Raw genomic sequence first — 10544 nt, forward strand, 5'->3', positions numbered from 1 at the left:
TCTGTGAAATATGAGTGGCTCTATTTAAACGAATTCAGAACGGTAGCCGAGCTGTACCAAGGGCTGGAAAAATACTTCCAGTTCTACAATACTGAAAGGCTACATCAATCACTGAACTATAAAACACCTCAGGCAATACACTTTGGCTGAGGACTTCAACAACAGTCGGAACATAACTTAAAAAGTGGATCTTGTGGTCTAGACAATGGGGTCCACCATACACAGCATCAATCCAAAACACCTTCCACGCTATCTTGCCGAGTTCTGCTATCGCTTTAATCGGCGCTTTGATATTGGGGCAATGGTAGAGCGCTTGGGCTGTATGGCTGCACGTACGTGCCCAATGCCAGAAAGGCTTCTCAAGCTGGCTGAGGCTCAGTGGTAATCAGGAAAAACTATGATGCACTTCAGTGCAAAAATGATTCTGGTTATGTTTTTTGTGCGCATTTTTGATGCTCTCATCAGCCTAAGTTATCGTTCAAAATAGAATAGCTTAATGATTGGTTGCTTGCTTTTTAACTGTTTTTGATTTACAAGTCGGGTGTCTTGCAAATCCAGGATGTATCATTGAATTGTGTTGAATTTGAGAAAAAGTAGATTTGCTACTAGTGTTTCTTTCTCAGGTTTTGCAGTTGTTTTATTCTGGAGTTATGAGTTCCAATGTCCAATCTAGCCGATTTTCTTTACCGAAGCGCCAGGGTTTACCCGGATCAAACCGCCCTGGTCTCAGGTCAACACCGGCTGAATTACAAAGAATTGGGTAATTGTGCCGCCAGAGTAGCGGGTATGCTCAGGGAGATGGGCATTGGGCAGGGGGATCGTGTGGCTATGAGTTGCCCTAATATTCCCCAGTTTGTCATGGTCTATTTTGGCATTCTCAGCGCTGGGGCCATTGTTGTTCCGCTGAATATTCTGTTGAAGCCCCGGGAGGTTACCTACCACCTAAGGGACAGTGGAGCCTGTGCCTTCTTCTGTTTTGAGGGCTCTGATGGGCTGCCTATGGGAGAGTACGGGCTGGAAGCATTCAATAACTCTCCTGACTGCCGGCACTTCATTGCCATTACAGTTGATAGTGAAAGTGGCAGCTGGCGGGGGAATCCAACGCTCTCCGGGCTGTTAAAAAACGCGACTGTTGCAGGGGCTGAGCCCCTGGCGGCAGATACCACGGCTGCCATTCTTTATTCCTCTGGCACCACGGGGGAGCCAAAAGGGGCTGAGTTAAGTCACCACAATCTGGCGATGAATGCATTGGCATGTCAGGGGGCTCAGAGAACGGACAGCCATGATGTTCAGCTGGCGGTATTGCCCCTGTTTCACACTTTTGCTCAGACCGTGCAAATGCTGCACAGTGTTGTGTCCGCTTCAACACTTGTTCTTCTGCCCCGTTTTGATGCCCGCCGGGTTCTGGAGACCCTGGCAGAGCATAAAGTCACGTTTTTTGCCGGAGTACCCACAATGTTTATTGGGCTGAACCTTGCGGCTGACCAGGTATCAGAGGACTGTCGACAGCGGATTTCAGATAATCTCAGGCTCTGTGTCAGTGGTGGCGGACCCTTACCTGTTGAAGTGCTCAGGCAGTTTGAGGAATGTTTCAGAGTAACCGTTCTTGAGGGGTATGGCCTGTCAGAAACCTCGCCGGTTGCCTGCTTTAACTCCATGGATAAGGAGCGTATTCCCGGGTCCATTGGCCGCCCCATTTGTGGTGTTCTGATGAAAATTGTGGATGAAGAGCGGCACGAAGTCCCACCGGGTAATGATGGCGAGCTGGCCATTAAGGGACATAATGTCATGAAGGGGTATTTTGGTCGGCCGGAGCAGACGGCCAGTGCTTTGGAGGATGGCTGGTTTTTTACCGGTGATATTGCCCGGTGTGACCAGGCCGGGAATTATTACATTGTTGACCGGCTGAAGGATATGATTGTCCGGGGAGGGTTCAATGTGTACCCCAGGGAGGTGGAAGAAGTTCTGCTTACCCATCCTGATATCGCCCTGGCGGCCGTTATTGGCGTACCGGATGATTACTACGTGGAAGAGATCATGGCCTGCCTGGTGTTGGGGGATGGAGCCCAGCTGACTCCGGAGGCGGTGAAAACCTGGGCCCGGCAACAGCTGGGGGAACACAAGTATCCCAGGTATATCCGAATTTTTGAACAGCTTCCCCTGACTTCCACTGGCAAGATACTCAAACGAGAGTTAAGAGCACTGATTGCTGAGGAAGCGGGTTAGCTCGTATATTACATAAATCTGCTATGAGACAGATATTAACCCATCGTCTTGCAAATGCTGTATGAGAACTGCGAAAAATCCACCTTGTCAGGGTTGAGCCGCCAATTGATGGATGATTCTGGCTGCCAATCTTGCCGTCTGACTGTCCTGGTCATAATCCGGGTTGTATTCAGCAATATCCATCAGGCGGAGTTTTCCACTGTTTTTTATGGTGTCCAGCAGTGGCTCAACGACCTCAAGGGATACTCCTCTCGGGGCTGGAGCGCTGACTCCCGGAGCCATGCTGGCAGGAAAAACATCCATATCAATGGTCAGATATAACTGATCCACCTCTGCCATAAACTGGTTGAGGTCGTTTTGTAGCTGATCCAGATTTGGCAGGGTCATCGCCTTGTCGGAGCGGTAAAGGACGCCCAGCTCATCTGCCCGGTCAAACAGGGCACGGGTGTTACTGCTTTCACTGACCCCCAGGCAGCAATAAGAGAAAAGGTGCCCATGGCTTCTGGCATAGTCTGCTATTTGCCAGAACGGAGTGCCTGAACTGCCTTCACCAGCCTTCTTTTCACTGGGCTTCTTTTCATCGAAAGTGTTATCCGGTAGACGCAAATCAAAGTGAGCATCAAAGTTGATAATGCCAACCTTAACGGTTTTGCTTTCATTTCCCCGGGAACCCGAGGTTTTTTCCAGATGTCGGATTAAGCCCTGATAAGAACCCCAGGCGATTTCGTGCCCGCCTCCCAGGCCCAGGGGAAGGTGGCCACTGTCCAGTAATTCGGTCAATCGTGCGGCGTATTCGGCCTGCGCTTTTTCCATTCCCCCCTGGCTTTGATGACAGACAATGTCTCCCGTATCCACAATGGGGGCGGTGCGGTTCCAGGGAAGGTTGGCCAGGGCCCTGCGAATTCCATTCGGTGCTTTGGCGGCACCCGGTCGTCCTTGGTTTCGGCGCACGCCTTCGTCGCAGGCAAACCCCACAAGAGCTATTCCACCAGAATCACCCTTTGGGCAGGTCTGAACTTTCTGATGCCAGCGCAGGGCTGCAGTTGGGTTGTGCTCGTGATCGGTTCGGCCAGACCAGATGCCGGTTGTCGTTTCTTTCAGGGGCTCTTTAAGGGAAGAGTGCGTGACCCTGCCATTTTTTACCCTTAGAGAGGGGTGGTGACCGGTTAATCCTGCAGCCAGTGTTGATGGATGATCAATAGGCCATAGAAGCAGGTCCGCTGTCATGCCCGGGTGAATTTTTCCAAGGGTGTTGTCCAGGCCCAGTGCCTGGGCTGCATGGTGTGTGCAGCCAGCCAGGGCCTCAGAGGGTGTCAGGCGGAACAGTGTACAGGCCATATTCATCATCAGGCGAATGGAAGCCAGGGGCGAAGTGCCCGGGTTCAGATCAGTGGCGATGGCCATGGGGATGCCTTCTTCCCGAAGCCTTTCAATAGGAGGATGCCGGGTTTCCCGAAGGTAATAAAAGGCGCCGGGCAGGAGGGTTGCCACCGTCTGGCTGTTTTTTAATGCCGATATTCCCCGTTCTTCCAGGTATTCAAGATGGTCAACGGACAGAGCCTGATACTTCATGGCCAGTTCTGTACCACCACTGTCGGACAGTTGTTCTGCGTGCAATTTAACGGGCAGCCCCAGGGATTGAGCCGCTTTAAAGACCCTCTCTGTTTGCTCTGTGGTAAACGCAATGTTTTCACAAAATACATCTACCGCATCCGTCAGCCCTTCACTGGCAATGGCAGGAAGCATCTCCTGGCAGACCCGGTCAATGTAGGCATCAGGCCTGTTTTTATACTCCGGTGGCAGGGCGTGGGCTCCCAGGAATGTTCGGGTAATGGTCACGGGGTACTCCTCGGCCAGTTGCCCGGCTGCCCGGAGTATCTTCAGTTCGGATTCCGTATCCAGACCGTAGCCGGATTTGATTTCCAGGGTGGTAACCCCTTCCGATATCAATGCCTCAAGGCGTGGGCGGGCAGTATCAATTAGTGCTTCCAGGCTTGCAGCCCGGGTAGCGGCAACCGTGGATAAAATACCTCCCCCCTGCTGGGCAATGGTCTCATAGCTGACCCCTTCCAGTCGCTGCTCAAACTCCCTGGAGCGGTCACCGGCATAAACCAGGTGGGTGTGGCAGTCGATGAGACCAGGGGTCAGCCACTGTTGTCTGCCATCAATCACCCGGGTTGCTTTTACATTGGCAGGTAACCGGGACTCGGGGCCTGCCCAGTCAATCATACCCTTGTTAATGGCGACCGCTCCTGCGGTGATACTCCCGTAGGGACAGGGCTTTGCTCCCGGTGTGTTTGCGCTATCCATCGCGGTGTTCATGGTGGCCAGATGAACGTTCCGGATCAGCAAATCACAGGAATACGGGGGCTTGTCAGCAGGCTGCTCAGAAGCGTTGATGGCCATGGCTATTTCTTTTCCTTGTGCAGATGATCGACGGGTTCCGATGGATGAACCATTGCAATTTGGCTTAATTGTATATACAACTATATACATTTAGAGAATTAGAGCAACTGCCTGTCTGCCATTTATCGGGCCCAGTTCAGGAAATCAAGTTCAGGAACGCCACTTTATGACCCACAGCACACTGCCCCGTTATCAGCAGATCAAACGCTACATACTGGACCGGATTGAGCGGGGAGAGTGGCTGGAGTCCCACAAGGTGCCTTCGGAAAATCAGCTCTGTGAACAGTTCTCGGTCAGCCGTATGACGGCCAGAAAAGCGTTGCAGGATCTGACCGCCTCCGGTGACCTGGTTCGAAGTCAGGGGCTGGGAACCTTTGTGGCTCCGCGGCAACCGCAGTCCTCCATGCTGGCTGTCAGAAACATTGCTGATGAAATCCGTGAGCGTGGACACGGCTACAGCAATTGTGTGTTGGTTCAGGAGCAGGTGAAGGCATCGGAAGCGGTGGCGATTGCCCTGGAACTGCCGGACAGGTCGGATATTTTCCATTCGATCATTGTTCACTGTGACAATGGCAGGCCGCTGCAATGGGAAGAGCGTCATATCAACCCGCGTTTTGCTCCCGATTACCTGCAACAGGATTTTTCTCTGGAAACGCCCAATGTCTATCTCAACCGGATGGCCGCCTTGACAGAGGCGACACATGTTGTTGAAGCCGTGATGCCCTCTGAAGCCATTGCCGATGCGCTTGTAATGGATAAGCAGGCGCCTTGCCTGAAAATTACCCGACGCAGCTGGTGCCGGGAAGGGGTGGTCAGTCTGGCCCGGTTGTTCCATCCCGGTGATCGTTACCGCCTGGGTGACCATTTAAGCTTTATCGGATGATTTCTCTCCAGCACTTTATGGAAAAAGTGCTGAAGCATGGGAAGGCCGTGGCCCTGTAAAGCCAATAGTGAATCCCTTCCCATGAAAATTGCCATGAATAAAAAAGAGGATTGTCGTCTATGACTCAGGAAATGAGCCAGGAAATACCTTCCGGTTTGAACCCTTCTGCCAGAATGCCTGAAAAGAACAGCCGTTTTGACCCGGATCGTACCATTCGTGCACCCAGGGGGAGTGAACTGAACACTTGCAATTGGCAGGTGGAGGCTCCATTGCGGATGCTGATGAACAACCTGGACCCGGAGGTGGCGGAACATCCCCAGAGCCTGGTGGTGTATGGGGGGATTGGCCGTGCAGCCCGAAACTGGGAATGCTATGACCGGATCGTGTCAACACTTAAACGACTGAAGAAGGATGAAACGCTGCTGGTTCAGTCGGGCAAGCCTGCCGGGGTGTTCAAAACCCACACGGGGGCACCCAGGGTGCTTATTGCCAACTCCAATCTGGTGCCTCATTGGGGCAACTGGGATCACTTCCATGAGCTGGATAAACAGGGATTGATGATGTACGGCCAGATGACGGCGGGCTCCTGGATCTATATCGGCTCCCAGGGGATTGTCCAGGGCACTTATGAAACCTTTGTGGCCATGGCCAGAACTCATTTTAACGGGGAGTCTGCCGGCAAGTGGATTCTCACCGGAGGGCTGGGAGGCATGGGTGGGGCACAACCCCTAGCGGCGACCATGGCCGGCTTCTCCATGCTGGCCTGTGAGGTGGATGAGTCCCGGATTGATTTCCGGCTGAAGACCCGCTATCTCGATCGAAAGGCCAGTACCCTGGATGAAGCTCTGGGGATGATTGATCAGGCCCGCTCTGAGGGAAAGGCGATTTCGGTAGGGTTACTGGCCAATGCGGCGGATATTTTTGATGAGCTGGTGGCCCGTAATGTCACTCCCGATGTGGTGACCGACCAGACTTCTGCCCATGACCCGCTGAACGGCTATCTCCCCCAGGGCTGGAGCATGGAGCAGGCCAGGCAGCAGCGGATTGAGGATGAAGGCGGTGTGGTTCGCGCCGCCAAAGCTTCCATGGCGGTTCAGGTTAAAGCCATGCTGACCCTGCAGAAGCGGGGGGCTGCCACCGTTGATTATGGCAATAACATACGACAGATGGCTAAAGAAGAAGGTGTAGACAATGCTTTCGATTTTCCCGGCTTTGTGCCCGCTTATATTCGTCCACTGTTCTGTCAGGGAATAGGGCCTTTCCGGTGGGCAGCGCTCTCGGGAGATCCAGAAGATATCTATAAAACCGATCAGAAAGTCAAAGAGCTGATTCCTGATAACCCCCATCTGCATAACTGGCTGGATATGGCCCGGGAGCGGATTGCTTTTCAGGGCTTGCCGGCCCGTATTTGCTGGGTAGGGCTCGAAGACCGGGCGCGGCTGGGACAGGCGTTTAACGATATGGTGGCCAGCGGTGAGTTGAGTGCGCCGGTGGTGATTGGCCGGGATCATCTGGATTCCGGGTCTGTGGCCAGCCCTAACCGGGAAACGGAAGCCATGATGGATGGCAGTGATGCGGTCTCTGACTGGCCGTTACTTAACGCGTTATTGAATACCGCCTCCGGTGCCACCTGGGTCAGCCTCCATCACGGTGGCGGTGTTGGCATGGGTTTCAGCCAGCATGCCGGTGTTGTGATTGTTGCAGATGGTTCTGAGGAAGCCCGTGAGAAGCTGGGGCGGGTGCTGTGGAATGATCCGGCAACCGGGGTGATGCGTCATGCTGATGCCGGATATGACATTGCCAGACAGTGTGCGGATAAAAACCACCTTGATTTGCCCATGTTATCAGAAGGGATGTCAGAAGGGCTGACAGAAGGAGCTGGCCATGACTGAGCGGGTGATTCAACCGGGAAAGCTGTCCCTGGCGGATCTTCGGGCCATCAGCCGGGAGAGGGAGTTTCTCAGGCTGGATGAGCGCTGTTATCCCGCCATTGCGGAAGGGGTTGATTGCGTCAATCAGGTGATTCAGGAAAACCGTGTCGTTTATGGAATCAACACTGGTTTTGGCTTGCTGGCCAATACCCGCATCGCAGACAAGGACCTTCAGACCCTCCAGAAGAGTATCGTGCTTTCACACTCCACCGGAGTGGGGCAGTTCATGGATGAGAGTACCGTCCGGTTGATGATGGTGTTGAAAATCAACAGCCTGGCCAGGGGGTTGTCCGGAGTCAGGGTGGCGTTGATTGAAGCCCTGTTACAGCTGGTGAACAGTGGCGTTTATCCCTGTGTTCCGGAAAAAGGCTCGGTGGGGGCCAGTGGTGACTTGTCACCCCTGGCTCATATGAGTTGTGTACTGATCGGTGAAGGTCAGGCCATGGTGGATGGCAGGCCGGTGCCTGCTGTTGAGGCACTGGACAGGGCCGGGCTGAAACCGCTCATGTTGGCACCGAAGGAAGGGCTCGCCCTGCTCAACGGTACCCAGGCGACCACGGCTTTTGCCCTGCAGGGGTTGTTCGGTGCCGAGGACCTGTTTGCCTCAGCACTGGTGGCGGGCAGTCTGTCGGTTGAAGCATCAATGGGCAGTCGTCGTCCATTTGATCCGCGCATTCATGAAGCCCGGGGTATTCAGGGGCAGATGGATGCTGCCAGTGCCTATCGCCAGTTACTGGACCACAGCGATATTGAACAGGCCCACATTGACTGTGAAAAAGTTCAGGATCCCTATTCCCTTCGATGCCAGCCCCAGGTGATGGGGGCCTGTCTTGAGCAACTTCGTCACGCTGCCCGTCTTCTGGAAATCGAAGCCAATGGTGTCACCGACAACCCCCTGGTGTTTGCTGGGGACAATGACATTATTTCCGGGGGAAATTTCCATGCCGAGACGGTGGGAATGGCGGCGGAAGCCATTGCCCTGGCTACTGCGGAAGTAGGCGCCATCAGTGAACGACGCATTGCCCTGCTGGTGGATCAGCACCTCAGTGGACTGCCACCGTTCCTGGTGGAAAACAGCGGTATCAATTCGGGCTTTATGATTGCCCATAACACCGCTGCTGCCCTGGCCAGTGAAAACCGGTGTCTCAGTCACCCGTCGGTGGCGGACAGCCTGCCCACTTCCGCTAACCAGGAAGATCATGTTTCCATGGCCACGTATGGCGCCCGCCGTTTGCGTGAGATGAATGCCAATACCGCAGCCATCGTCGGGATTGAGTTGCTGGCGGCGGGGCAGGGGGTGGATATGCGCAAACCTTACCAGACGTCCGAACCTCTTCAGTCAGCCATGGAAGCCCTTCGACAGGAGGTTCCCTACTATGACTGTGACCGGTATTTTTCCCCCGATATTGAAAAAGCGTCGGTGATGGTGGCCAGCGGTGAGTTCAATGGTTATATGCCTGCAGGTCTATTAAGCAGTCTTCACGGATAGTGGTTCGATGCCATGCTGGAGGGCAATTGTCCAGCATGGCATCCAATGACAAACTGTTTTTCGTTAGCTACGCCTTTTCCACCGAAGCAGTCGTATCTCTTTAACACTTCTGTTTCTGAACACCAGGGAGGGCAGGGATACCCCCACTGCCAGCGCCAGCAGAATCAGAATGGCGTTAATCCCGTTTCCTACCGTTTGTAACACCAGCTCAGTGGATATGTCTTTGGCGTGACTGATGGCCAGAATGCCCATCATGGCCCGATAGGCAAATACTCCGGGTATCATGGGAATGACCGAAGGGATGATGAACACCGTGGTAGGGGTATGCACCCAGTGGGCCAGCTGGATACCCAGGAAGCCAATGCTGCAGGAGGCCATCAGGCTGGCGATGGTGGGGTCCAGGCCGTGGAACATGGAAATGTCCCGCATGGCATAGGCGATGGCCGCCAGTATGGCTACGGCCCAGAGTGCCCGTTTGGGAACCGAGAAGAGAATGGCAAAACCCAGGGCGGCGACAGTGGCCCAGGCTGCACGGGTGATAAGCAGAGTAACATCCATGATTGACCCCCTATTGACTGATACCCAGCAGGGCAGAGCTGAGAATAATGCCCAGGGCGATGGCAAAAGTGATCACAGTTCCCTGCATGGCCCGTCCCTGACCGGTGACAATATGGCCCTGTAACAAGTCGATGACTGCATTGATCCAGGGAACCCCCGGTATCAGGAACAGCACCGAGGTGGCGACGGCAATTTCCGGGTGCAGACCCACTTCCAGCACTCTGCCGGCTCCTGTAATTCCGCTGGCCACAAGGGCTGCCGCACAGATGCTCAGGGGCAGGTTAAAACCGGAAGCGATCAGCTGGCTGCGGGTGAGAAAGCCAAAACCGGTGGCCAGTGCCGCCAGTATCATTTCCGGCGGGCCGCCACCGGCCAGTTTGCAAAACGCCATACCGGCCAGGGCGATCATGGTGACCACCAGAGTCTTGGGGTAGTGAGGCAGCTTCTTCAGTCGCTCAACTTCCAGGCGGATCTCGGCGATGGTCATTTTGGTCCTGCTGGCACGCCAGCTTAACCGGCTGATACCGGAAACAATGGCAAGGTGGACCCCGTGGGTGGCTACCCGGTGAAACGCAGTAAACTGTGCGCCGGTGTTCTGGTTGTCGGACAGTGTCAGGGTAATACCGGACAGTGAACAGAGAATCTCCTGTTCATAGCCCATGGCCCGGGCCAGCCGGGTCAGGTTGCGGTTTACTCTTTCCGTGTGGGCTCCGGAAGACATCAGCAGTACAGCGATATCCAGCAGCAGAAGGGCGCATTTACGCTGGCGCAGGTCGGGGTCGTTGGCAGCAGGGGTGTCCATGGGGCAGGGCAGTGGGTTGTTATGAGGTGGCAGTAATATAGCGTTATTCTAGACAGGGAAACATACGTAGAGTAACCGGTGTGAGCCTGCAGAAAAGGTGACGATGACAATATGAGCTTAATTGTAGTAGTTCAGACCTGATCTGACAGTCACCGATTTTTCAGAGGGTGTCTGTCAGGTCAAATTCAGGCTACAAATTTTTCCTTCCAGATCTCTTTGCCATCTATCAGAGTTTCCATTGGCGTTCTT

8 protein-coding genes and 1 pseudogene are annotated in these 10544 nt (G+C 54.1%); 6 read left to right on the forward strand and 3 right to left on the reverse strand.

Annotation, left to right across the window (positions count from 1 at the left end; genetic code table 11):
• The first annotated feature begins 3 nt into the window (after positions 1-3).
• The 3 genes and pseudogenes from ACNRUY_RS24430 to ACNRUY_RS24440 all read left to right on the forward strand — a co-directional run bounded on the left by ACNRUY_RS24430 (position 4) and on the right by ACNRUY_RS24440 (position 2226).
• Positions 4-150 (forward strand): integrase core domain-containing protein, encoded by a 147-nt coding sequence (locus tag ACNRUY_RS24430; RefSeq protein ID WP_488110674.1) that lies wholly within the window; start codon positions 4-6, stop codon positions 148-150.
• A gap of 64 nt (positions 151-214) precedes the next feature.
• Positions 215-385 (forward strand): annotated as a pseudogene (locus tag ACNRUY_RS24435) (IS1595 family transposase); the annotation flags it as partial.
• 275 nt (positions 386-660) lie between these two features.
• Complete coding sequence (locus ACNRUY_RS24440; RefSeq protein ID WP_488114282.1) at positions 661-2226, forward strand: long-chain-fatty-acid--CoA ligase; 1566 nt, start codon at positions 661-663, stop codon at positions 2224-2226.
• An 87-nt stretch (positions 2227-2313) separates the two neighbouring features.
• Here the strand turns inward: ACNRUY_RS24440 and hutI are convergent, their stop codons facing one another.
• Complete coding sequence (gene hutI, locus ACNRUY_RS24445) at positions 2314-4632, reverse strand: imidazolonepropionase (RefSeq protein WP_488114283.1); 2319 nt, start codon at positions 4630-4632, stop codon at positions 2314-2316.
• Positions 4633-4798: 166 nt separating this feature from the next.
• Between hutI and hutC the strand changes: the two genes are divergently transcribed.
• From hutC to hutH, 3 genes are all read left to right on the forward strand, one after another.
• Complete coding sequence (gene hutC / locus ACNRUY_RS24450) at positions 4799-5515, forward strand: histidine utilization transcriptional repressor HutC (RefSeq protein WP_488114284.1); 717 nt, start codon at positions 4799-4801, stop codon at positions 5513-5515.
• A 173-nt stretch (positions 5516-5688) separates the two neighbouring features.
• The gene (gene hutU, locus ACNRUY_RS24455; RefSeq protein ID WP_488114288.1) at positions 5689-7407 is read left to right on the forward strand and encodes a urocanate hydratase; all 1719 of its coding nucleotides are present in this window, start codon (positions 5689-5691) and stop codon (positions 7405-7407) included.
• Complete coding sequence (gene hutH / locus ACNRUY_RS24460; RefSeq protein ID WP_488114285.1) at positions 7400-8935, forward strand: histidine ammonia-lyase; 1536 nt, start codon at positions 7400-7402, stop codon at positions 8933-8935. The genes hutU and hutH overlap by 8 nt, the downstream gene beginning before the upstream one ends.
• 63 nt (positions 8936-8998) lie before the next feature.
• Here hutH and ACNRUY_RS24465 read toward each other — a convergent pair whose 3' ends face one another.
• Positions 8999-9493, reverse strand: a complete 495-nt coding sequence (locus tag ACNRUY_RS24465; protein WP_488114286.1) for a threonine/serine exporter family protein — start codon at positions 9491-9493, stop codon at positions 8999-9001.
• A 10-nt stretch (positions 9494-9503) separates the two neighbouring features.
• Positions 9504-10295 (reverse strand): threonine/serine exporter family protein, encoded by a 792-nt coding sequence (locus ACNRUY_RS24470; RefSeq protein ID WP_488114287.1) that lies wholly within the window; start codon positions 10293-10295, stop codon positions 9504-9506.
• Between the last annotated feature and the right edge of the window lie 249 nt (positions 10296-10544).

It is taken from the genome of Endozoicomonas sp. Z74, from assembly GCF_057680865.1.